Annotated in this window: 19 protein-coding genes; 9 read left to right on the forward strand and 10 right to left on the reverse strand. The window is 44.0% G+C overall.

Annotated elements, in window-relative coordinates:
* Positions 1 to 4 precede the first annotated feature (4 nt).
* From ATB76_RS05850 to ATB76_RS05870, 5 genes are all read right to left on the reverse strand, one after another.
* Positions 5 to 2,293 (reverse strand): hypothetical protein, encoded by a 2,289-nt coding sequence (locus ATB76_RS05850; protein ID WP_061034860.1) that lies wholly within the window; start codon positions 2,291 to 2,293, stop codon positions 5 to 7.
* 57 nt (positions 2,294 to 2,350) lie between these two features.
* Entirely contained in the window at positions 2,351 to 3,091 is a 741-nt protein-coding gene (locus ATB76_RS05855) for an ADP-ribosyltransferase (protein ID WP_061034861.1), read from the reverse strand.
* A gap of 110 nt (positions 3,092 to 3,201) precedes the next feature.
* The gene (locus tag ATB76_RS05860) at positions 3,202 to 3,975 is read right to left on the reverse strand and encodes an ADP-ribosyltransferase (RefSeq protein ID WP_061034862.1); all 774 of its coding nucleotides are present in this window, start codon (positions 3,973 to 3,975) and stop codon (positions 3,202 to 3,204) included.
* A 14-nt stretch (positions 3,976 to 3,989) separates the two neighbouring features.
* The gene (locus ATB76_RS05865) at positions 3,990 to 4,739 is read right to left on the reverse strand and encodes an ADP-ribosyltransferase (RefSeq protein WP_061034863.1); all 750 of its coding nucleotides are present in this window, start codon (positions 4,737 to 4,739) and stop codon (positions 3,990 to 3,992) included.
* A gap of 15 nt (positions 4,740 to 4,754) precedes the next feature.
* Entirely contained in the window at positions 4,755 to 7,397 is a 2,643-nt protein-coding gene (locus ATB76_RS05870) for a hypothetical protein (protein ID WP_061034864.1), read from the reverse strand.
* A 924-nt stretch (positions 7,398 to 8,321) separates the two neighbouring features.
* On the opposite strand from ATB76_RS05870, the gene ATB76_RS05875 reads away from it, so the two are divergent.
* The gene (locus ATB76_RS05875; protein ID WP_038868665.1) at positions 8,322 to 9,047 is read left to right on the forward strand and encodes a DUF3581 domain-containing protein; all 726 of its coding nucleotides are present in this window, start codon (positions 8,322 to 8,324) and stop codon (positions 9,045 to 9,047) included.
* Positions 9,048 to 9,171: 124 nt separating this feature from the next.
* Here ATB76_RS05875 and ATB76_RS05880 read toward each other — a convergent pair whose 3' ends face one another.
* Together ATB76_RS05880 and ATB76_RS05885 are read right to left on the reverse strand one after the other, a co-directional pair.
* Positions 9,172 to 9,633 (reverse strand): isoprenylcysteine carboxylmethyltransferase family protein, encoded by a 462-nt coding sequence (locus ATB76_RS05880; protein ID WP_045402635.1) that lies wholly within the window; start codon positions 9,631 to 9,633, stop codon positions 9,172 to 9,174.
* A gap of 92 nt (positions 9,634 to 9,725) precedes the next feature.
* A complete protein-coding gene (locus ATB76_RS05885) occupies positions 9,726 to 12,761 on the reverse strand; it encodes an FAD-binding and (Fe-S)-binding domain-containing protein (RefSeq protein WP_042601762.1) in 3,036 nt (1,011 codons plus the stop codon).
* Positions 12,762 to 13,020: 259 nt separating this feature from the next.
* On the opposite strand from ATB76_RS05885, the gene ATB76_RS05890 reads away from it, so the two are divergent.
* From ATB76_RS05890 to ATB76_RS05925, 8 genes are all read left to right on the forward strand, one after another.
* Positions 13,021 to 13,704 (forward strand): DUF3334 family protein, encoded by a 684-nt coding sequence (locus ATB76_RS05890; protein ID WP_038868668.1) that lies wholly within the window; start codon positions 13,021 to 13,023, stop codon positions 13,702 to 13,704.
* 142 nt (positions 13,705 to 13,846) lie between these two features.
* Positions 13,847 to 14,542: a DUF2786 domain-containing protein gene (locus tag ATB76_RS05895; protein ID WP_038868669.1), complete on the forward strand. Its 696-nt coding sequence runs from the start codon at positions 13,847 to 13,849 to the stop codon at positions 14,540 to 14,542.
* A 156-nt stretch (positions 14,543 to 14,698) separates the two neighbouring features.
* On the forward strand, positions 14,699 to 15,367 hold the full coding sequence (locus ATB76_RS05900) for an OmpA family protein (protein ID WP_038868670.1): 669 nt from the start codon (positions 14,699 to 14,701) through the stop codon (positions 15,365 to 15,367).
* 76 nt (positions 15,368 to 15,443) lie between these two features.
* Positions 15,444 to 16,424 carry a J domain-containing protein gene (locus ATB76_RS05905; protein ID WP_061034865.1) on the forward strand — a complete coding sequence of 327 codons (981 nt, stop codon included), beginning with the start codon at positions 15,444 to 15,446 and terminating at the stop codon, positions 16,422 to 16,424.
* A 177-nt stretch (positions 16,425 to 16,601) separates the two neighbouring features.
* Positions 16,602 to 16,787 (forward strand): hypothetical protein, encoded by a 186-nt coding sequence (locus tag ATB76_RS05910; protein WP_038868672.1) that lies wholly within the window; start codon positions 16,602 to 16,604, stop codon positions 16,785 to 16,787.
* A gap of 266 nt (positions 16,788 to 17,053) precedes the next feature.
* The gene (locus tag ATB76_RS05915; RefSeq protein ID WP_038868673.1) at positions 17,054 to 17,341 is read left to right on the forward strand and encodes a hypothetical protein; all 288 of its coding nucleotides are present in this window, start codon (positions 17,054 to 17,056) and stop codon (positions 17,339 to 17,341) included.
* 458 nt (positions 17,342 to 17,799) lie between these two features.
* Complete coding sequence (locus ATB76_RS05920) at positions 17,800 to 18,192, forward strand: SulA-like leucine-rich domain-containing protein (protein WP_038874664.1); 393 nt, start codon at positions 17,800 to 17,802, stop codon at positions 18,190 to 18,192.
* A 204-nt stretch (positions 18,193 to 18,396) separates the two neighbouring features.
* A complete protein-coding gene (locus ATB76_RS05925; protein ID WP_042604569.1) occupies positions 18,397 to 19,500 on the forward strand; it encodes a phosphoribosylaminoimidazolesuccinocarboxamide synthase in 1,104 nt (367 codons plus the stop codon).
* Positions 19,501 to 19,648: 148 nt separating this feature from the next.
* On the opposite strand, the gene ATB76_RS05930 is transcribed toward ATB76_RS05925, so the two are convergent.
* From ATB76_RS05930 to ATB76_RS05940, 3 genes are all read right to left on the reverse strand, one after another.
* Positions 19,649 to 20,026, reverse strand: coding sequence for a hypothetical protein (locus ATB76_RS05930; RefSeq protein ID WP_038868678.1), 378 nt, complete (start codon positions 20,024 to 20,026; stop codon positions 19,649 to 19,651).
* Between the two features lie 235 nt (positions 20,027 to 20,261).
* On the reverse strand, positions 20,262 to 21,020 hold the full coding sequence (locus ATB76_RS05935) for a phospholipase A (RefSeq protein ID WP_038868679.1): 759 nt from the start codon (positions 21,018 to 21,020) through the stop codon (positions 20,262 to 20,264).
* A 111-nt stretch (positions 21,021 to 21,131) separates the two neighbouring features.
* The gene (locus ATB76_RS05940) at positions 21,132 to 23,486 is read right to left on the reverse strand and encodes a helicase-related protein (RefSeq protein WP_061034866.1); all 2,355 of its coding nucleotides are present in this window, start codon (positions 23,484 to 23,486) and stop codon (positions 21,132 to 21,134) included.
* Between the last annotated feature and the right edge of the window lie 21 nt (positions 23,487 to 23,507).

Here is a 23,507-nt window from a genome sequence, read left to right on the forward strand (position 1 = left end):
CCTATTAACCCTCAATCTTAATCTGTAGCTCGATAAGCTCTTCTAGCTCTTGGAGAAGCACTTCGTTAATCTGCGGAAGCATTGTCATTTCGTTGTTCCGAATAACATCACCCAACTGAGTAATCGCCAACTCCAGTTCACCTTCAGACAGTTTGTTACCGACATTAGACAGCGCTTGCCAAAGAGGATGCTGATCTGATGCTTTCACTTGCTGAAAAAGGACCCGCTGATGCGCTTCATTGAGATACTGTCTATGCACCACTGATAATGAACTATTAAAAAGCTGGGCAGAATTAACACCAGACGTCAGTACATGCACTTCAGATTGTTGGTGTTGAGCGATTTGTGCGTACAAGGCCAAATCACCAAGTAGATAATGTAAGTCGTTAGCGGTATTAACCTCATGTACTTTTTCGATGATTTCACCCACAGCCGAATCTAAGTTTCTCAGCAGCGTGTTCGCGTTGGAGCTCGCTACAACTTGGTCAAAAGTATTTGCCATAATTGGAGAATAAAATCGAAGGTTCTTCGCTGAATAGAGGCTTGGGTAAGGTATTGAGTAGTAAACATCACGAAGGTAAGCCGCAACAATCGTTTGTTCGAAGACTGGCTGTATGAAAGCGCGGAACACTTCATATTGCTTGATAGCACTTAATACCCCTCCGGATGGTTTTTCAGTTAAAAGCAGTTCATACCAACGGCTAAGCTGATACCAGTCTTTCCTTTGCTCAGGATTGTTAGCATTCAAGCCCTGGCTATTTAAGTACTCGGTTAAGGTAGTTTGATAAGGAAGCACTTTCATTGTTGATAGCTGTGTTATCAAGGTTTCAAATGCTTGATTTGAGAGTTGACCAAATACATACGCATAAGCCACATCATTTAATTTAGAGCGCAATAATCCCGACTGCCAACCTTGGTTGACCTTCGCTCCCACATAAGTATCCACATCGAAGTTAAACGATTTTCTGATCACATCAACGAGCTCTTGATCTTTAGATACATGGTAGGTGTCATAGAGCGGTCCTGAGTCTTTACATGCGTCAAGCGATGCCTGAATACCACCGGGATAAACGGACGGTATACCCCAACACTCTCTTGCTGGCTTCACTTCAAATGTCGCGGTATGTAATTGCTCTTCTGACAAATAATCCACATTCCAATTCACTTTCGCATACTCACGCAACCCACTCATACGTGCCCTCTCCTCAAGTAAACGTCGATTAAGTCTCGTGTATTGGTAGACTTCAGGAAGATGGCTCTTTGCACGAGCAATGACATTACTGAGCAGTATGTCTTTGTGCTCCTGCAAGTTATTTATGGAAGTTTGGACAAGCGAGCGCTTCGCTTCGTGTAATTTTAGGTGAAGTTGATTTAATTCTGACGAGGATAATTGTTGAGCGATCAGCTGAATCCGCTCCTGACCTTGTGATTTGACACAATCCAGCAAATTAAGCGGATTATCAGCAACGTCCGAGCATAACGGGCTATTGAGATTTGATTGCTCTGATATGTGACCATAAACCTTGAGGTATTCCAGATCCATCCTCGCCATTTGCCTCACAAGCTGACGGTCATAACCTGCTGTTATTCGGCGATATTCCGTATCCGCAGCAAGCAATAGTTGGTCGATGTACATTTCAATCGACGCGTTAACGTGCCTATCGTATTGATTAATCAGCTTAATTGCGTCTTCCTTTTTGTGATGAAATCGATTGAAATCAGGATGATGACCATTAAAAACATAGTGAGTTTGAGATTCAAACTCCTCAATCTTCTCTTTCGCTGCAAAGTATTTAATATCATTGGACAGCATGTTTAGCTCATCACCGACCAATGGCACAATCGAGAAGACAGACGCTGCTTTATCTAAACGCGTCGATGACTCTTTGGAAAATGTAGATGCCATACTCTCTGCCCAAACCCCCACAGCAAAGGCATCGCCAACAGGGCCAAGCACTTCAAGTGTAGAGCTTCCAGCTCGACCCAGACGATTTAATATTGCAGGGCCACTTAACGCACTTTCTGAGGCTACTGGTACAGCATTTAATGCCTCTTCTGTTGAAGGCCATGCCTCAGAAAACAGCTGTTGTTGTGAAGAGTGTTCTAGCTCACCGAATGTAGAGCCAAACTGAGGTTCTGAGAAAAACTCCTGATGGAGGTGCCCTTCTAGACGCTGACTATCGAAGCTATTTAAGCTTTGTGTATCAGACACACCATCGATAAAGCACAATGAATAGGTAGCAGGACTGAATGCAGCCAAAACGATGAAACTGGGTATTAACTTTGAATTCATTAGTAATATGTTCTTTATACGGTTAAAGAGTAAAATGGACCGTTCATAAATATGACTTTAAAAAGCGCACACTTCAGCGGCTGTGATTTCTTCGCCGCTATGCATATCTTTTATTTTCTTATTACCTATTGAGTTAGGATTTATTTCTCGGTAAACAACGTGAGTTCCCATATAACTCGTTTTAATAGCTGTCACTTCAAAGTAAGAGTTTCTATTAATAAGAACCTCCAGCTCCCCATCAATAACATTTGGTATTACAATACCGCTTTTACCCTGTCGCAATTCAAATCTTGCAAGCTGGCCAGAATGAAAGTTATAGGCAGCATCTTTTGATATAGACGTTGAAACATAAGCGCTAGGACTAACAATATCTCCAACTTGTATGTCTGACATATAAGCCCCAAGTTCACGCTCTCCTCTAAAGGTAACGCCTTGATACTTTGCACCGCTTTCAAACGCTGAATCTATATGATCAATGATATTCAGGGTTTCATCATCAAAAACGCCTGAGATAAAACTTTCTCGAGTCGATGCAAAAGCATAGTCTTGATACTCGGCAAGTGCAGCGACCTCTTCTTCTGAAAGAACATCTTTTTGAACATCAGCTTGTTCGTATAATTCTGTTCTTAGTCTGTTAAATTCTCCATAATCATCAATGCCAGGCTCAGACATAACTTCCATGATCTGTTCTATATCTGCATTACTGTAGTATTTATCATTGTACTTCAAGCCCGCAATTGCATGAGAACACAAACTAGCGTGAACTAATAAGCCGAATATTACTTTTCTAGATTTCACTTTTATTTACCAATTGACGAAATAAATCTCCCAGAAAAATAACCAGGAGAATGTTAATAACTTATTTTAAATAATACCTCTCATACAACAGGCATGAGAGGTAACTACCATCAAAGACAATACAATGCTGATCGAGATCTAAGTGACACTTCTTCTCCACTAAAGCTATCGTAAATGTGTATATCTGGTTCAGCCTTTAGATATTTTGCTGGATTCTTGATCTCTCTTATTTTTATGTAGTTTTTTCTCGATGAAAGCCTCTCTATGGCTTCTACACGAAAATAAGTATTAGGCTTTGCTAAAATTTCTGCTTCATAAGGTTTAAAGGTATAAGCATTAATAGCCCGCCCAGACGACTTCAGTTCAATTTTAAACTGAGCCGCAGACACTCCCTCATATGCTCCAGAAGCGGAAAAGTTTCTGGCGACACTTGGAATAGTAGAAGTCGATAGAAAGGCTTTTTCATGTAAGATGTCGCCAACATTAAGCTTTTCCAGAAGGCTATTCTTAATGGATGAACCCCGATAAACCGCGCCTTTATAGTTTGGCAGCTTGTTCATCACACTTCGCATATGAGAAACACGGCTTTTAAGCGCCTCTCCATATCCCTGCATCAAGAACTCTTTGGGTTCGCCAGCTCGCATGTACTCATTCACAACATCATGGTCTACACGACCGTAACGTTTAATTGCTGAGTACTCTTCCGGAATCATCTTCCGCTCTGCCTTTGCGTGATTCTCGACAGACCAATCCATTAGGTCATCTGCCATCTGCTCTTGTTGAACTGGTGACAAATCCCGCCCTTTAAACTCTACAAAATCTTCTGCTATCACCAAATGGTGAGTCGAAAAAGTCAGTAAAAAGACTAAAATCATTTTTTTCATATTAAGCTCCCTGTTCAACTGCAGAATAGAGTACGCCAGTAGGAATGGCTTATCTCTTCACCTGAATAGAGGTTATATGTTGTTCCCGTCGTCGCTTCATGTGACGAAACGGTCTCTAGCGCCACCATCGCAGAACCTCGATTCAATTCGATATTTGTCACTCTGTAGTAAGTGTGTGGTGGTAACAACACCTCAGCTTCTCCACCAAATTCAGACAAGCCACCAAGTGCGCGACCACTGTTTCTTACTTGAACTTCATACAGCACACGCTGTAAAGGTTGGGGCGAGTTAGGCCGAACCACGGCAAAACGCTTCGCGATTTCTGGAATGGTGCTACTGGATGTAAATGCAGGTTCCACGACCACATCTCCCACTTGGAGTTTGTTCAAAAGAGACTGCTTTGCCCACGCACCACGGTAGGTTACACCCTTGTAGTGAGGCAGTTTTTTCATGGCACTACGAACCTGCTTAATAAACCTCCTCGCACTTTTTCCCGCACTCCCCCAAGTGGAGGTATCCGTAGCTCTTAAGTAGTCATTCGCAAGCTGATAGCCAGAAACGGAAAAATCTTCCAAGGCTTCGACTTCATTCGCCGTCATCAATTTATATCGCCAACCACTGGAAGCTTTCGCCCAATCAGAAAATTGTGACGCTAATTCATCGACTTGTACTTGGCTACGTAAAGGGGCTTTCAATGCCTCAAAAGGCGCAGCCTGGGCGACGAAGCTAAAACAGAGAAAACAGAGTGAAATAATTCTCAACATAGTCTGTTCCTCCCTTTACCAATATCTAGGGTTATTTGGGCTTAAATCACAGGAGATATTTAGCTCATTCTGCTTGATGACTCCGAAACGAATCGCACTAAACAGCTCTAGCTGTTGGCGAGTCACACTGTCAAACCAATCAGAAAATGGGGTTAACCAATACATTGACTCATCACCGGAGATCTTAAACAAGGCGTCTCTCAGTTGCGGGTACATGATCATGCAAGTTCTGCCCGGTAGGTTGGTGAAGTTGTCATTAACTTGAACTAGCAGGTCGAGCTTTCTACCCAATTCAGAATTAGCGTTAAACAAGTCATCGATAGATGCATGTAGACGCGCGTCATAACTCATGTCTTCGCCATTATTCGCTGGGTAGTAATATGCAGATTCGCTATCGTCGATATTGTAATAAACGTCCAACGTCATGTAGCGCAGTAGATGAGCAGGTAATGGCTCAGATAGGAGTGCGGTCGTCCCCATTTCTCCTGATGCGTAGTGGCCTGTCGAAATATACTGCGCATGGATAATACCAATGTATCTCTGGAAGTCGCCAAGCTGTGCAGCAAGCCATTCCTCACCATTGCTGTCAGCCACGCTCATCGCTTCTAAAATACGATTTTTTACCACGCTTTTCGCTAGCGGTAATGCTGCAGCAAGATTGCTGGTATTCAAGTTGGACGCCTTTAGTGCTGACGCAATTAAAGGGGCATGTTTATCGAGATCAAAGCTTCCCGGATATAGGTAACTATAAAATCCGTTTACATGTGTTGCTTGCCATTCACTCTCTAGTGCCGAGCTAATAAAACCTTCCAGTTTTGCCAAGCGCTTTGAATGCACGTAATAACCTGAGTCTTTGTTCCTTTCATGCCAATCAGCAATGTGGTGCAATGACGATTCGCGAGATAGGTTTTCTTTTGCTAGGTAGCTAGGAGACCAAGCGGCACAAGCATTGCCACCGCCACACTCAGCTTCCAGTGCCGCACTGGAATCAAACATCCAACGCATCACTCGTGCTTTATCAGCTTCTGCAGTTGTGATGATGCGTTGCTTGTCGGAAAAGCTTAGGATCTGCTGCTCAAGCCAAGCCTCTTCATGTTGAGAGCTCCAACCTTCGTTGATCAGTTCATCCATAGATTGTGTAAAGACACGCTTGATCGCATCGCGATTTGGCATCACCATCTGCGAAATTACTTCATCTTTTGCAGAGTCATAATGCTCTTTCTCTGCAGGAATCCACGTGTACTCAGTACACCCTCTGAAGTTCGGGTCCCCCCCAAGTATCCCAATTCGAGTACACTTCTCGTACCCTTCTTGAATAACAAAGTACTTTTGACGACGTTCAGTAGCCGTGGCTGGACGCCCAAAAATACTGCGAGACATTTCATCTATCGCTAAATAATCCGCTTGGTCTTTAAAATAGCGATGGGCTTTCGCAACCGCTTCTGAATCAAACAAACGATCGATGGCATTCATGCCTTCTGCATACATTTCTTCTTTTAACTTGGCTCTAAGCACATCAAGCTGGGCGTTCGCGGTCTCGACGATTTTGATCTTCGAATTGAGAACTTGTCGGTAAAGTTGATACAGTGATTGACGATCTAAGCCTTCCACTTCCCCATTTCTAAGTTCATCAAGCACCGCCACTGCCAAGTCCAGATGGTCTTGTTGGCAATGCTGCAAGCGCGCTAGTGCTCGATTAGCTTCTCGCTTCGATGGCACATACATTGGGCGGTTGTTGTTTTCTTCCTGCTCTGGGTACAAAGCCAGCAACGCATCAATCTCTGTGCGGCAAGTTGAAGCAAGATCAGAGGCAAACAGTTTGGCATTCGCGCCTTCTAACGCGAGCTTATTAAAAATGGCTTTCTGAACTTCGCTCTCGACAGAGTTAATCAACGTCTCTGCTAACACGGCTTGCGCTTTTAACGCTTCTTGATAATGCTGCTGATATTTAAGCGCTACATCAGAGGCATAACCCTTTGCCAGCGCTTCAAGCATGCGCTTTTGACCGGATGCAAGATCCGCCCAATGCTGCTTATCTTTTTTGTCTTGTTGAGTGACGATGTCGTCGTGAACGGTAAAGCTATAATGATCACCCGCGGCAACTCGATTCCAACGAGCCGTTAGGATCTTACGATCAATTTCTCGCTCAGGTAGCTTGAGAACGCCAAACCAATCAATCAGGCTCATCACCGTAGCAAAGCGGTCGTAGGACGTTTTCGTTTCATCTTCAAAGGTTTGAGCCACATCATTTGCCCACAATCCCACTGCAACGGTATCGCCTACTGGTCCTAACGCTTCTAGCGCACCCTTGGCAAAACCTGCCGTCGAATGCCCGATTGTCGCAAGCAAACTCGCCGCTTCTTCGGATTCAAGAACGGCAACATTAGCAGGACCGACCTCAAGTAGAGATGCAGTTTCTGGGAAAACTTCATCTGCCTCAGCAAGCGAAGGTCGCGCGTCTGCGTGGTGTTCTGGCGCAGATAAAAACAAATCTTGTGGCGTTAGATCTTCACTGAAGTTTCGGTAATTTGACTTACGTATATCGTGGAAGCTCTCACGATCCAGTACGTTGTATTCATCACCAATATTACAAACTTCAAAAGCACTAACACAGGGGGAAGCAATGGCACACGCCAATACCAATTTTCGTAACTTCATATAATTATCCTTGGTTTGAGAAGTTATTCGCTTCTTGCAGGAAGCAGCAAGCCTCCGATTACTTATTCGCAACCGGAAATTAAACGTTTTTAATTAAGGTGCTCTCGTGGGCAAACGTTGAGAGCAGAGAGACTTAGAGCTAAGCCTTTGGTTGATGCCGAGGGATCATTGATTTCATAGACAGCCAAACTTTTGTTGTTGTGTTTTATTACCTCCTGCGTACAAGACAGTCTGTTAGGAAAGAGGCTATCAAGGTTGCAAAGGCGCTATTTTTTATTGTTTTTATAAAATTTTGCAAAACATTAAACCAGCAGCCCAGTTGCGGCAATGCACCTTATCTCAACTTGTTGTAAGTGATTCGCCACTTAAGGTAATGATAAGTAAGACATTAAAATTAATAAGGACAAACAGTGGGAACGCTCCCAATACGGATAATAATAACAATATAGATTACTGTTTCTGTTTGATTATCTTTAGGTCAGGTTAGGCAGAGATTGTTAGTTACAAAAGAACCAATAGTGTCTTTTTGGACAAAAGAGGATGTAGATAGTACAAAACGCCAAATAATAATACGCCAATATTATTCGGCATGACTATTATTAAGATGCTGTTTTATAACAATTTAATATTTCAATTACTCATTAATTACGATGATAAATAGTCAATATCTCACAAAATGAAGAGAAGTAAGCCATTGCACCAACTATATTTAGCCTCAAACGATACATTTGAACTATGATTTATTGATAAAAGCGCCTATTTTCCTAGGTATTTCCAAGCCAACGATGAACGAGTGGACTGTGGCTTTACTCACCCCCCTTGTCGTCTCATTGTTAAGATGCTGTGAACTTTCCACTGGATGGACCATTGGCAGGAAGATATTCGCCTATAATCCCTGACAGTTTCGGTTACTACGTAAAAATTATGTTTCTAACACCTTATTTTTCAAACAATAATCACCAATTCCAATTTACTCGCGAGCAAGCAAGTCACTTTGCCAAGCGCGTAGCTGGTGATTACAACCCTATTCATGATGAAGACAACAAACGCTTTTGTGTTCCAGGAGACCTGCTTTTTGCAGTGTTACTGAGCAAAGAAGGTGTGAGCCAAAAAATGCGTTTCGATTTCTCAGGAATGGTAAGCGATGGCGTTGCACTTCACATTGAAAATAAGTGTGAAAAAGAAAGTGCGGTCGTCAATGAAGCAGGCAAAGAGTACCTACACATGTCTCGCGAAGGTGAAACCAACCGCGATGCTGCATTTATTGAACACGTAGTAACAAACTACGTTCAGTTCTCTGGCATGAACTTCCCACACATTATGGTTCCTCTTATGGAAGAGAAACAAATGATGATCAACTGCCAGCGCCCTCTTGTTATCTACGAGAGCATGGAAGTGGAATTTAACCGTCTCGATCTGACTCACCCGGAAGTCGATTTTACTGGCGCGACTTTTGATGTCGAAGGTAAACGCGGTGTGGTAACGCTAAACTTTGCATTCAAACAAGACGGCGAAGTGGTAGGCAAAGGGATCAAGCGAATGGTGGCAAGTGGCCTTAAGCCATACGACCAAGATGCGGTAGACGATTTGGTTCAACGCTTCAACGAGCGTAAGGACGCCTTTCTAGCAAAGTTCGCTAAGGCAGCTTAGTTCTTAACAGACAAAGTCTCTGCCGACCAATTTCAAAACCAAATTCATAAGAAAGCCCAACGACTTTGCTGGGCTTTCTTTTTATCTGTGTTTTTCTTTTTATCTGCGGTTTGTTTTACTGTCATCAAATCCAGCGACGTACTTGATTCTTATAATCTAAATAGTCTTCACCAAACAATCGCTCTAATGCTCGCTCCTCTGGCTTAATTTGAAAGCGATTCATGTAAGCAACAAACAATACGCCACATAAGATAACACTGAGGTGTTGCCACCATAATCCAATCGCAATGATGACAAGCAATAGCGCGACGTACATTGGATTACGTGTGTAAGCGAACACACCAGTATCCACCACCAACGAAGCAGTTTCTGGTTTGACTGGGTTAACGGTCGTCTTAGCTTTTCGAAACTCGTAAACACCAGCAATACCAACAACCCCCGCGATCAAAATTAGCCCAGCGGTAACAAACTCAACAAACGGCACAGTAATTTTCATTTCTGGCATGGCTTCTTTCAGCCAGTACATCAGAAGCACCATCAGCAAAAACAAAGCGACAGGTGGCACTTTAAGCTCAAGCTTTTTCAATTTTCATATCCTTATGAAAGCGTCTGCGTGTCAAAAATGAACGCGAGTTATAAGTGATAAAAAGCCCAGTAAAACTGGGCTTACGAAGCTATTTATACCAAGGTTAGCAAAGCTTGAACCGGATGCTTAGGTTTTACCCCTTCAAAGCGTTTGACTTGGCTTCGGCATGAGTAGCCAGTGATGAGACATCTTTCATTGTCTAACTTATCTAGATTAGGCTTCCAACTCAGGTCAAAGATATCCCGCGACATGGTTAGCTTATCCACTTCATGACCAAATGTACCCGCCATACCACAACACCCGACGGGTACTGTATTTAGTATCGCCCCAAAGTGAGCGAAAATAGCCCCCCACTCCTTCTCAGCATTTGGCATTTTGGTTTTCTCAGTACAATGCGCGAATAAGTACCAAGGTGCTTGCTCTTTCAACTCTAATGTCTGGAACTCGCTTAATCTTGGGTGGAGCCATTCATGAGCGGTCAACACATCAAAATCACCACGTTTACTGCCCAATACCTCGGCATATTCGTCTCGATAACAAAGTACCAACGCAGGATCGACACCAACCATAGGGATATCCAAATCCGCAACCATTTCTAAGAACTTTGCAGTATCTTGTGCGGTGCTCTTGAATTGGCGTAAGAAACCCTTAATGTGCTGTGCTTTGCCATTTGGTTTAAACGGTAACAACACAGGATTCATACCGAGCTTTCTGACGAGCTTGACGAAGTCTTCCACTACTTCAGCATCGTAATAGCTGGTAAAAGGGTCTTGTACAATCAGTACATGCTTTTGCTTGTCTTCAGAAGGTAAACCACTCAACGCTTGCAGATCGTAAGCTGTAGTTAACGTCTCTATTCGCTCTTTCAAGGTCGGTACAGACAGCAGCGGTGCATCAACATATCCGACTGTCGACGCAGTCAAACTTTGCACCCAAGATTGCTTAAGCACACCATTTACTACACTCGGCGCTTTGGCCATCAATGGCAGCATGGATTCAATGTTCGATACCAAATAGTCTTTAACTGGACGTTGGTAACGTGAGTGATAAATATTAAGAAAGCGAGAACGGAAGCTCGGTACGTCAACTTTAATTGGACATTGGCTAGCACACGCTTTACAAGCTAAACAACCGTTCATGGCTTCATACACTTCATGAGAGAAGTCATACTCGTGGCGACGATTAATCGAATGGCGGACTCGGTCAATCATGGTTTTGATGGACGTTTTGTTTTCCAGAGTTTGTTTTTCTAGATCGAGAATATCGATGCCTTGCTCTGTTAGTTGGCGTAGCCATTCACGAACTAAACCCGCACGCCCTTTTGGCGAATGACGACGGTCTGCAGTGACTTTCATTGAAGGACACATAGGCGAGCTGGTGTCGTAGTTAAAACACAAGCCGTTACCGTTACACTCCATCGCTTGCTTGAAGCTATCACGTACCTGAACATCAATCTGGCGATCGAAGTAACCACGTTTGGTATCGGTGACTTTGACAAGCTCTGCATCGCTATTTAGCGGCGTACAGATTTTGCCTGGGTTCATTTTGTTATGAGGGTCGAACGCGGCTTTAACACGGCGCAATTCAGTAAAGAGTTCTTCACCAAAGAACTCAGGGCCATACTCAGAGCGGAAACCTTTACCGTGCTCGCCCCACATTAAACCTCCGAATTTTGCCACCAGCTTAACCACTTCATCTGAGATTTCATGCATCAAGGCTTCCTGATGAGGATCGCACAGATCCAATGCCGGTCGAACATGGAGAACACCAGCATCTACGTGGCCGAACATGCCGTAGTTAAGTGATTTTGCGTCTAGCAGCTCACGAAACTCTACGATAAAGTCCGCTAAGTTTTCTGGTGGAACACAAGTGTCCTCAGCAAACGCAACGGGTTTAGCACGCCCTTTCGCAGCACCCAATAGCCCCACGGCTTTTTTACGCATGTTGTAGATACGGCCGATACTCGCCACATCACTGCAGACTTGGTAGCCAATGATGCCCGCTTCTTCCGTTTCTAGCATGCTATCGAGCTTGGCCGTTAGAAACGCGACTTGAGAAGCAACCTCTTCTTCATCCTGACCAGCGTACTCAACCATATTAATGCCAAGCATCTCTTTATCAGGTACGTCAGTAATCAAATCACTGACGGTGTGCCAAACAATGTCTTGCTTCGCCAAGTTCAGAACTTTTGAATCCACGGTCTCAACGGACAACGCTTTTGCTTCCACCATAAATGGCGCATTACGTAGAGCCGAATCAAAACTGTTGTATTTGACATTAACCAGAGTTCGCGCTTTAGGAATTCGGGTTAGGTTTAGCTTCGCTTCGGTGATGAACGCCAATGAGCCCTCAGCGCCACACAAAACACGAGTGATATCGAAGCTGTCTGCCTCTTCATCAAATGCGTTTTTAAGGTCATAGCCGGTTAGGAAGCGGTTTAGCGGAGGAAACTTGTCGTTGATTTGCTGGCGTTTGTCACGACACACAGATTCCGTTACACGCATTGCCGTGTCAGCAAATTCGCCTTCAGTCGGCAAACCGTGAGAAAGGTCAGACTCTAAGGTTGAACCATCGGCAAAAACAGCTTGAAGAGAAAGAACGTGATCAGACGTTTTACCGTATTTTAGCGAGCCTTGACCGGAAGCATCGGTATTGATCATACCGCCAATCGTTGCCCGATTACTGGTCGATAAATCTGGGGAGAAGAAATAACCATAAGGACGAACGGCATCGTTCAATTGGTCTTTGACGACACCCGTTTGAACGCGAACCCATCCCTCTTGCTCGTTCACTTCTAAGACTTTGTTCATGTGGCGAGACAAATCAACCACAATGCCTTTGGTTAACGACTGACCGTTAGTGCCAGTGCCGCCACCACGAGGAGAGAACGTAATACGCTCATATTCCTCTTTGTTGCTCAATTTACCGATGAGCGAGACATCTTGGGTGGTTTTGGGGTGTACAACGGCCTGAGGGAGTTGCTGATAGACACTGTTATCAGTGGCTACTGCGAGACGACTAGAGTACTGACTTTCAATATCGCCAGTAAACCCGGAGTGCTCGAGTTCTTTGAGAAAACTCAGAACGAGAGGATCGACATCCGTTTGCGAGTGTAATCTTGGTAACATTTGCTTCCTGCCCCTACTGCGCTGATCCAATCAGCTGCGGGTTATCTAATTTTTAGTCATCCACGCATTTTCGACCCGCAGCCATAAAACTGAGACCGAGACGAGGATGAAGTTGTTTTCTTTGAATTACGTCACTTTACAACATTTAAAAAGGCGTTCAAATCAGAATCTCTATACAAGATTTAAACTTATGCTTTATTTTTTAAGGCTTGATGCCTTACATTGAAGGGGAAATAGCCTTTCAATATGAGCTTTCAGGATGAAAAAAAATAAAGTTGTAACCACTGAAGATATCCTTCTAAAACTTTGCCAGTCGGTTTCTGGCGTTCTTACTTCGGCAACCTCTTCTCAAGTTAACTACTCTGCAATGGTACAAAAGATCAATAAAACCAGCCTCAAGCCGGATTTTGGTTGTTTTGTACTGTTTGATGGTGGCTTCACGGGCCTTGTAGTGATTAACTTTACCGCAAAAGCAGCACTTGAGATCTACACCAACTACATGCGCAATATGGGCATGCCAGAAGAGGAACTGGCGATCTCACACACATCAGATGAAGTCGGTGATGTACTGGGTGAACTGATGAATCAACTAGTGGGTGATTTCACGAACAAGATTCGTAAAGAGCTACAAACCAATATTACGCAGAACCAACCAAAAATGTTGTCGCTCAATAAGCAAGTGATTCTGCAAGTTGATACCAACCTCGATCGACCTCAAGCACGCCGCGTGACCTTCTCAACAGCGAATAACAACATCTTCTACCTTGAGCTTGCGATGGACAAAACTGAATTTATCCAACTCGAAGAATTTGAAGTGGCAGAAGATGAAAGCCCAGATGATATTTTAGAAGCCACTCGCAAAAGTATGGAAGACAAGAAAGCATCGGAAGCAGCTAGTTCCAAAAGCGATGCCGATGACCTACTCGACCAACTCGGTTTGTAATTCAACTTCCCACCAAAGCCCCTGTCATTAAAGGGGCTTTGTTTTTCTCGCTGCCTTTCTCCTACTCCCGTTATTCCGTTTTTGACTGAAAAAAGGTAATATATCCGACTTCCTAAATTTCCGTTCTCGTTATTGGTCGTCGATGGATAAACAAAAAGCTCTGAAAAAAATCGCCAAGTGCTTAGAACTGGGCAACTCCGCCAACGTAAATGAGGCTGCAAATGCTATCAAGATGGCGCACCGCCTTATGCTTAAGTATGGCTTGGATAAAGATGATATTGAGTTTATCAAAATGGGTAAAACTCAATCTTCGCATCTGCTGCCAGCAAACATCAGTTCAACGCTGTTGCGCGTGATTCGTGGTATCAATACCAAATTTGGTGTTGAAGCCGTCTTGTTGAATCACAAAGGGCTTAAACGCGTCGAATTTATCGGAGAGGCTGACCGCGCTATTTTCGCGGCCTTTGCGTTCGATATTATCTACCGTGAAATGAACGAGAGCACCGGACAATTCCGCAATAGTTTTGCCGGTTCTGGGACCTCTTCAATGGAAGTAACGCGCCGCGTAAACTCATTTGTTTCTGGCTGGGTTGAAGGTGCGTTGGAAAAACTGCCTGTTATCTCTCCAGATGAAGAGTCAGCCAATAAAATCAATAATTACATTGATAAAGAATTTAAAAACATCGATCGCGAAACGTTCAAGCAACAGCTCAGAGAAGCGATGAAAAACCTAACTGCAGATTACGAAGTTGGGTTAAAAAAAGGTCGTAAGGTTTCCGTCAACCGTGGCGTTGGTGGTGAACAAGCGAGAAAGATGTTAGACAATCCGTCTAAATAATTGCACAAACGGTTATAACATCAGCAACTATAAGAAAAAGCTTACAAAGCTTCTATCAATCTGACGTTCGCATAACAAATATCAATACCTACTCATTCATAATTCGCATCCCATTATGAGGCGCAATTGCGCCTCAGCTTATACGGAGATTTTCCCTTGAAAAAGATGTCTATTGCACTTGCGCTAGTGCTAGCTCTTACTGGCTGTCAAGCAACTCAACGCCAAAACGCAACCACAGGTGAATACGAGACTAACTCGACCACACAAGGTGCACTGATCGGTGCTATCGCTGGTGCGGCTATCGGTTTGGCAACAGGTGATGACGCAAAAGAACGTCGTAAACACGCTCTAATTGGTGCGGCTGCTGGCGGTGCTACTGGCGCAGGTGTTGGCTACTACTTCGATCAACAAGAAGCAGAGCTACGTCGCGCACTATTGAATTCAGGTGTACAAGTAGAACGTGTTGGTGAAAACCAGCTGCTACTTCGCATGGAAAACGGTATTGGTTTCTCTTCAAGTTCTTACCAACTCGACGCAAGCATCCACAACACACTACGTGGCGTTGCTCGTATCCTCGTTGAATACCCGGATACAAGCCTCGTGATCGACGGTTACACAGACAGCACTGGTAGTGACTCTTACAACCAAACACTGTCTGAGCGTCGCGCAGAATCGGTACGTCAGTTCCTAGTATCACAAAACGTAGCACCAGGTCGTGCAATTGCACGTGGCTACGGCGAGCGAAACCCAATTTGCTCTAACCAAACTTCTGAAGGTCGTGCTTGCAACCGCCGTGTTGAAATCCAGATCTTGCCACTGAAGTAATTTGGTTGCACCATATCGGTAATAACAATGATTACCGGAGCAGGTCTAGCGTCGTTCGCTAGACCTGACATACCCAATGTCTTTCAGAACCACAGCCCTCACCTTTGCTTTAAGTGCCTGCCTTACGAGCACTGCATTTGCTTCTCAGAACCCGACACAACCTGAAGCCCAATTCGAGCTTGCGCAGCAACTGGCTTTGAAACCCAATCCAGAATCACCTACTGACGCACGTTATTGGCTAGAGCAAGCGGCACATCAAGATTACTTACCTGCTCAAAAACAATTAGCAGAAGATTACGCTCGTGGTTTAACTGGCAACACGGATTTCACCCAAGCGATTTATTGGTTCACTTCTGTTGCGTTAAACGATCCTACCGACCGTGGCTTTTTGTTGGCTGATTTTGTCCAGCACCATCAAGCAGAAGTATCGAATTCCGATCTCGTCGAAGCTTGGTATCAATTGTCTGCACTTAAAAACCCTCAGGCAGAAGAAGCCTATAACCAGTTTTTGGAAGATCGCTTCAATCAACTCAGAGCCAAACAAGTTTCTGAAATTGTAGAGTTGGATAAGCAAGCCATTGACGAAGAACAGAAAGAGACCATTGAAATTCAACAAGCAAAGAGAGCTGAAAACTTCAACGTTTGGTATGCCTCTGGCGCTCTGGGCTTTGCTCTACTTCTTGGTGGCGGTGCATTCGGTTACCGCAGGCACACACAAAAGGCCAAAGCCACTGCAGCAAATGAAGTGTCACGCTCTCTGCAATTAGAGACACAAGTGAAAGAACTTCAATTTGCCAATAAACAACTTAAGCGCCAACTCGAAAAAGTATTTAAAGAGTTTAAGAAGATAAAAGGTCAATCTGAGAACCAAAAACTTCTCGTCGCTTGCGCGATGTTTGGCTATACCCCGCAAACTATTCCAGACAGTAAAGCAGTGAAGTTGCGCTACAGACAATTATCTAAACTCTATCACCCTGATTCTAGAGGCTCGGAAGAAGAGATGAAGCGTTTAAATCAGGCGTTTAAAACCATTTCACAAAATGTTACAAAAGAGTAAAATAAGCCACGCACCTTTATCTTACGAGCCTTTCAACCTCACAAATCAAGGCTCGCAATCGATCTCCCTCTCAAACAAATTAACAGACATTTAACCTGGCTATCTTTTGTATGCCATAATGTTGGGCGAAAAATAACACCTAGCGACTCAAAATTTATGTAGGTGGGGAGAAAATCAATGTTCACTGAAGAAGGCACCTGTGACTGGTGTAAAAAACCTAGCTTTGTAACTCGTCATGATTATGTCGACGGCAAGTACCATAGCTCATGCAAATCCTGTTACGACATCGCAAAAATAGATGTTCGCCTGTTTAACCAAGGCGAAATGCAAATGCGCGAACGCATGACACAACGAGCAAGCTAACAAGAGCAAATCAACGGAACTGATTTTCAAGAGCGCCTTTTTGTAAGGCGCTTTTTTGATCCCACTTCAATACTTATTTCATCGCGGTTTTCTAGAAGGAATTCATATTCCCTATCCCTCTGGTGCTTCTCAGCCTATTAATTAACCAATTAAAAACGATGTCACTTATTTCATAGTGAACACGATTGTTTTCCTAGTTACCGGGTCAAACCCTCGATTTATCTGGAGTATAGTTTTGTCGCTCAAACAAAAAAACAGGTGACCATATGTACACAGATGAAGCGGAAGCAATTATTGCTAGCCAGCCTCCTGAAGCCGTTGCAACTGGCGAGTTGATGGTTTTGAAAAATACAATTAAAAGAAAAGTCTCTGGCCCTAACAGAAGCCGATTATTGCGATTAGCAAACTCCGAACTTGGCAGTTTATGCTCCCGCGCCAATTCAGGTAACATCGAACAAATTCGCACTATGTTTCAAACTATGGTTCAGCTTGTAAGGGCTGGCAGCATCGGCCTATTTGAAACAGAAATCGCACGTGCAAAAACCGAATTCTAACCATTATTAAACATCGATCCTTGTATTTTCAGGCTGCGTAATCGCAGCCTGCTTTTTATCATTGTCTGTAAAAGCAAAGCGCTTTCTTGAACGTTCTGCCTCTGCCTTTCTTGTTTTCTCTTCCTTTCTTCTCCCTCAAAAGCACTAACACTACTGTGTGCTATCACGAAAAAGCACTGTATAAACCGGTTAAAACCACTGTGTAGCTAAGCCGAAATTACTGTATATACAGTAGTAACCACCTGTATATACAGCTCCGGAATGCAGGTGACCTCACATTTCACCATGTTTATCAAACATATCAAAAACCGAACTTTACACATTAATTTCAATAGCTTAGATAAAAACCAACTCATAAGTAAGGGAAAGTTTTTCAACTCAATTCATAAAAATCGGTTGATCAGGCATCAAAAACAAACTACTGTATAGACATACAGCATGTATAAAGGAACAGTAAGATGCAGTTACAAACTCAATCTCATACATACTCTCGCTACAACGTATTGGCACAAGCAACACAACCTATGGATGTGTCGGACCAACTTCTTTCTAAGTTGGCAGTCTTGTCTCAACAACAGCAATGGATTCTGTTTACCGCCGAGTGCCCTCGTCCTGATTTTGAGCAACTTGCTGCTTCCCACATTCGCTGTCAAAACATCATTCAGATGAAGCCGTCTCAACAGCTTTCTGAAGTGGAAATCGTGATTAAAGCTATTCAGTCTGGTAACGCTAGCGCTGTCGTCGCATCAAACAAGATTGCCCTAATGAATCAATCAATGCTTCGCGATATTGCTCAACGTTATCAGTGTGAAGTCTTTTTCGTCGAAGGCAGAGTGAACAAGTACCACTAACAAGATCGACGTTATCCATCCTGCATCTCGCCTCCTTTTAAGGAGGCTTTTTTTGTGCTTTAACAAATTAAGGCAAACGTTTGCTTTTTCTCTGGCGAGTTAAAATAGTTCTGGTATGATGCCCTCATTCGATTTATTCAGCGTGCTCTTTTCGTTGGATATCTTCTCTTTATGACGTTTGATTAAGATGATAGGAATGTCGCAATGAGCCTTGCTAATCAAGTACTTGCCGTCAATGACGACCTGCCAATTCGCACCCACAAGCCTGTTCACAGCGGAAAAGTTCGCTCTGTTTACTGGTTAACTGAAGAAGACAGCGCACGACTGATCAAAGAAAAAGGATACGATGTCGCTACTGATGCCCCATTGGCCATCATGGTGATCAGTGACCGTATCTCTGCATTCGATTGTATCTGGCACGGCGAAGGTGGACTCAAAGGCGTTCCGGGTAAAGGCGCGGCACTCAACGCGATCTCTAACCACTGGTTCAAATTGTTCAAAGACAACGGCCTTGCTGATAGTCATATCTTGGACATCCCTCACCCATTCGTTTGGATCGTACAAAAAGCGAAGCCAGTGAAGATTGAAGCAATCTGCCGTAAGTACATCACGGGTTCTATGTGGCGTGCCTACGCAAATGGCGAGCGTGAATTCTGTGGTATTGAGCTTCCTGAAGGTCTTGAGAAAGATAAAGCCCTACCTGAATTACTAATGACACCTTCAACTAAAGGTATCTTGAAAGGTATTCCAGGCGTTCCTGAAGCGGATGACGTGAACATCACTCGCCAAAACATCGTGGAGAACTATGAAGCTTTCAACTTCTCAAGTGCAGAAGACATTGCGCAATACGAAAAGCTATTGAAAGAAGGCTTTAATGTGATCAGCGATGCGCTTGAAGCCGTTGACCAAACGTTCGTAGATACTAAGTTTGAATTTGGCTATGTGCACGACGCTGCCGGTAACGAAAAGCTAATTTACATGGATGAAGTCGGTACGCCTGATTCGTCACGTATTTGGGATACAAAAGAATACCAAGCCGGAAACATCGTTGAAAACTCGAAAGAAGGTTTCCGTCAGTTCTTATTAAACCACTTCCCTGATCCTGATATTCTGCTTAACAAAGAGCGCATGCCCGAGCGTGACGCCCTTGCTCGTGATAACGATCTGCCAGTAGAGTCTTTGATGGACATCTCTCGCACGTATATCGGCATCGCAGAAAAAATTACAGGGCAGCCAATCAAGTTGAGCAATAATCCGAAAGCAGAGATCATCGAAATCTTGAGCAAAGAATACGGTTTGATTGATTAAGCTTTACTCGCTCAACGCTGAGTAAAAAACGAATACAAAAAGGAGCTAAGCTAAAACACAGCATTGGTTCTCAGGTTTACAACAGGTAATAAAAAAGCGACCGAATACTCGATCGCTTTTTTGATTGGGGGAAGGTATAGCTTTAGTGTTAGAACTTCAAATTAAGGACATCTTGCTCTGTGGTATCTACTTTTAGTTTACTTCTAGATTCAATGTACTCGATTTGTTTTAAGTCTAACGAATAAGGCATAACTACACGTAATTCATGGATTCCTTCATGTTTTGCAAGCTTTGCCAACATCACTAAATTGGATTCATCGCTCTGACGTGAAGACATCGATTTTAATGCAGCGTCCCAAAGGCGATCCTCTGGTTGGCTCAATTCCGCGATGTTCTGTTTCCACATCATGCCAAAAATGGGCGCGATGGTGGCGAACGCTTCCAGAAAGGTCCACTTCTTACTTCCCGTTGCCCCTAGGAAGCTGGTGTAGTCGAATTCAATGCATGTCTTTCCTTGTTGCTCCATCCTATGCCTCGACACTCTGAAATGAGATATACAAAATATCGTTCAATTACTTTGATATAGCAATAGGATATAAAACAATGGTCTTTTATGCCCTTATTTAACCTCAAAAGGAAATATTAAAACCAGCTTTGTAACAAATGATGTACAGCTTCGCCATATATAAGCATCCAATTGATTAATATTTTCAACGCTTAACTAAAAACGTTGCTAAGCACACCAAGCAAATAAAAGACCTTTATAAATTCACCAATCGAATACCAAGCCCCACGCGAGTTTGAGAGTGATCATAGTCGATGAGCGTTTCGCCATAACCATGGTATCCCTGAACATACAGACCAAGGATGTCGTTAAAGTACAAGGTATAACCTAACTCGATGCCACCTTTATCATCAGCAAAGTTGTAAAAGCCTCGAGTATTGAACACACCAGCGCCAGTGTAGACCTTTGCCCAAAGTTCATAAGGCGCATAGTAGTCTTCCATTTCATCATTTTCAGTGGTGATTACCCACCAAGCGTGTGCACCGTATTCCACAGGGCCTGAAAAACGTTCGGCGGCGATATATAACCTATCCCAACTGCGAGAAAGCTTACTTGATTGACCATTTGATTCATGCTTATAGCCCGCTTCTAAGTGGTTGAATAAAAACATGTTGGATTGGTGCGCGAGAAATACTTGAGGTTTGTAATTGGTCTCTCTGAACGGAGAAGATATGTCAGAGTTAGCAAGTTGCCAGAGAGATTTTTGTGTGTATGCACCCATCAGCGCAGTACCAGAGTTAAATCGATAAAATGGAATCGAAGCGGAGATTTGAAACTTCACTTCAAAATGCTGTAATGAGTCCATTTCAGAACCGAGTTCATTGTAAGCATCTTGATTAATGTCTGAGGTGTATGTACCGAGGACATAGTTATCTTCGTAAGTGGAGATGTGATTAATACTTTTTCCGTAAGCCAATACGGGGCATAACAATAGTGGAATTGCTTTATACTTCATCGTTTTCCTTCACGCCGCTCAACAAGAGCGGCAAATTCATTCCTTATCGCCTAAAAACAGGCCATAAACTTCAAGGGAAACGAGGTCAAGCAAATACTGTTCCGGATTGTGTTACTTCACATCTAATACTCTGCTGGCTTTCTTGTATTGCACTTTCCAACCAGACCAACGTGGCAACTCCCAGCGTTTAGGATCCCCTTTTCGACCTCCTTCGGCGTAGATAACCTGCACGAGCTTGCGTGATACAAAATACTCAACATCCAGTTTTAGCTCTGCAAGTACAAGTTTAAGTGGATAGCGTTCAACAAAGTCATCGTATTCCCACTCAGGGATGCCCTCGAACGGGATGTCATCGGCTGCAAACAGCTCGATATCTTCCACACTTTCTACACCAAGCGTTTCCAGTTGCTCGACTAACCAAGTAACGAAAGACAAACTGTTGAGTTCCGTTTTTTCAATAGGCTCAGGATTTAACCCAAGCGCGTTATAGATCTTCCAGTGCTGAATTTGCTGTTTTCTCAATGGAGCAAAACCGGGCAATAGCGTTTCGTCTTCAATCATCTCAACGATAGATTGGACGGCAACTTCGCCTTCAAGCGCTTGATATTCCGTACAAATGGTTCGTCCTGCATAGACCAAATGCATGGTCGCTCGTGGGGCTTCTTCCTCATAATTGGTTTCGCCCTGTTGCCACTCACCAAGCTCTAATTCGCGCAGCAGATTGAGGGACACAGGTAGCATTACGGAGGCAAGATTGAGCGTCTGTTTTACGCCTCTTCCGGGTACACTGTGGCTACCTAGCACCAAAGCTGCCTCACTTTTTTCGGGGAAACGGCTATTGCGCCCAACCATCATTTCCAACAAACCATTGCCTAGCGCGTCACGACGTCGTTCTCGGCGAACAAATACAAGTTCTGGATGCAACGTAGCAATGGCTTTGGTCAACTCTTCGCGTTTGTATCGCGATGCGACTTCAAGATCAGGCAATTCAAACACTTCTCGCATTTGCTTTGCTAACCCTTGCGCTTCTTCAAGCACGCTTGCATCAAGATTAATGCCGGGAAGTTGTTCCCCTCGCACCAAGCGAATCATCAACGAGGCATCGCAGCCAAATGGCTCTTCTTGCGCTAATGCTTCGGCTGACTCACCACCTTGCAATTGATACAACTGAGCGGGCACAGAAAGCGCTGCCGCTAAATCGATCATCGCTTCTCGTTCTGATTTAGTTTGGATACGAGTCACTAAGTCTGCAAATAAGGCATCAATTGGTAGAGGGTACACTTTTTTACCGTGCTCGGTGATGTCACCTTGCTCGTCTATCGCTGCCATCCTCTGCAGGGTTTGGAGTGCTGAGTTAAGTGACTTTTCAGGTACAGAATCGAGGAAGGAAAGTTCGGAAAGTCTGTATCCACAACAAGCCGCAGCGAGCATTGGTTCTACGAGTTCTTCACGATGCAATTCAGGCGGCGTCACCAGCTCCAACGGTGCATGCTCACCAAACAAGCGAATACACGCCCCTTCAGCAACACGGCCTGCTCGACCCATTCGCTGCGCCGCGCTGGCTTTGGAAATGTTACTTAACGTCAGAGCTGTTCGTCCATTTCGTTGTAAGGTTCTGCGTTCCAAACCACTATCGATGACCACGCGGATGTTTGGAATGGTCAGAGAGGTTTCTGCAACGTTGGTTGCCAACACCACTTTACGTTGCTTTTGTACCGTCAACGCACGATAGCGCTCTTCATCACTCACCGATGCATGCAGCTTCACGACCATCACATCATCAATACTTTGCAGCATTTGCGCACATTGAGTGATCTCTTTTCGACCCGGTAAGAAAACGAGAATATCGCCCTCTTCGTCTTCGAGTGCTTCTTTTACTGTGCGCACAACATCATTCTCACAACCTTTCTTGTTCGGCAAGTAACGACTGTCCATTGAGCGATGAGTCAAGGTGACAGGAAAACAACGACCTTCTGATCGTAGGCGCTTGGCATCCAAGTAGTTCGCTAGCTTTTCGCCTTCTAAAGTGGCTGATGTGACAATCAGACGGTGCTGTTTTTCTTGCTTTAAAATCGCGGTAAGGAGATCAATGTCCCAGCGGCGTTCATGAAATTCGTCCACCATCACGATATCGAAGCTAGCCAGTTTGTCTTCCGCGAACCAACGCAGCGCAACACCGGGCGTCACGAACACAACTTTAGTCTTTTCATCATAGTGAGCGTGAAGCTTTATCGCGTAACCAATCTGTTTACCCAAAGGTTGACCAGATTGCTCGGCAAGAAATTCAGCTAACGAGGTACAAGCGATTCGGCGTGGCTCAATCACCAATACTCGACCGTGATTGGCAGCCCAAAGTGGCAATCGCGTGGATTTACCTGAGCCAGTTTCGGCCTCAACCACCAAATGATGGTGATTCACGAGTTGGTCAAATTCCGCTTGTAAGCTATCGATAGGTAATTGAGACATAAAAGATAAGAACGTGATAAT

The sequence above is a fragment of the Vibrio sp. MOR3 genome (assembly GCF_001557775.1).
GTDB classification, from domain to species: Bacteria; Pseudomonadota; Gammaproteobacteria; order Enterobacterales; family Vibrionaceae; genus Vibrio; species Vibrio jasicida.

What these genes read in the sequence shown, in the direction of transcription:
- ATB76_RS05850 (WP_061034860.1), bottom strand. Translation starts at nt 2,293, where the DNA reads ATGAATTCAAAGTTAATACCCAGTTTCATCGTTTTGGCTGCATTCAGT.
- ATB76_RS05870 (WP_061034864.1), bottom strand. Translation starts at nt 7,397, where the DNA reads ATGAAGTTACGAAAATTGGTATTGGCGTGTGCCATTGCTTCCCCCTGT.
- ATB76_RS05890 (WP_038868668.1), top strand. Translation starts at nt 13,021, where the DNA reads ATGAAAAAAAATAAAGTTGTAACCACTGAAGATATCCTTCTAAAACTT.
- ATB76_RS05905 (WP_061034865.1), top strand. Translation starts at nt 15,444, where the DNA reads ATGTCTTTCAGAACCACAGCCCTCACCTTTGCTTTAAGTGCCTGCCTT.
- ATB76_RS05930 (WP_038868678.1), bottom strand. Translation starts at nt 20,026, where the DNA reads ATGGAGCAACAAGGAAAGACATGCATTGAATTCGACTACACCAGCTTC.
- ATB76_RS05875 (WP_038868665.1), top strand. Translation starts at nt 8,322, where the DNA reads ATGTTTCTAACACCTTATTTTTCAAACAATAATCACCAATTCCAATTT.
- ATB76_RS05895 (WP_038868669.1), top strand. Translation starts at nt 13,847, where the DNA reads ATGGATAAACAAAAAGCTCTGAAAAAAATCGCCAAGTGCTTAGAACTG.
- ATB76_RS05935 (WP_038868679.1), bottom strand. Translation starts at nt 21,020, where the DNA reads ATGAAGTATAAAGCAATTCCACTATTGTTATGCCCCGTATTGGCTTAC.
- ATB76_RS05865 (WP_061034863.1), bottom strand. Translation starts at nt 4,739, where the DNA reads ATGTTGAGAATTATTTCACTCTGTTTTCTCTGTTTTAGCTTCGTCGCC.
- ATB76_RS05940 (WP_061034866.1), bottom strand. Translation starts at nt 23,486, where the DNA reads ATGTCTCAATTACCTATCGATAGCTTACAAGCGGAATTTGACCAACTC.
- ATB76_RS05925 (WP_042604569.1), top strand. Translation starts at nt 18,397, where the DNA reads ATGAGCCTTGCTAATCAAGTACTTGCCGTCAATGACGACCTGCCAATT.
- ATB76_RS05885 (WP_042601762.1), bottom strand. Translation starts at nt 12,761, where the DNA reads ATGTTACCAAGATTACACTCGCAAACGGATGTCGATCCTCTCGTTCTG.
- ATB76_RS05910 (WP_038868672.1), top strand. Translation starts at nt 16,602, where the DNA reads ATGTTCACTGAAGAAGGCACCTGTGACTGGTGTAAAAAACCTAGCTTT.
- ATB76_RS05920 (WP_038874664.1), top strand. Translation starts at nt 17,800, where the DNA reads ATGCAGTTACAAACTCAATCTCATACATACTCTCGCTACAACGTATTG.
- ATB76_RS05860 (WP_061034862.1), bottom strand. Translation starts at nt 3,975, where the DNA reads ATGAAAAAAATGATTTTAGTCTTTTTACTGACTTTTTCGACTCACCAT.
- ATB76_RS05915 (WP_038868673.1), top strand. Translation starts at nt 17,054, where the DNA reads ATGTACACAGATGAAGCGGAAGCAATTATTGCTAGCCAGCCTCCTGAA.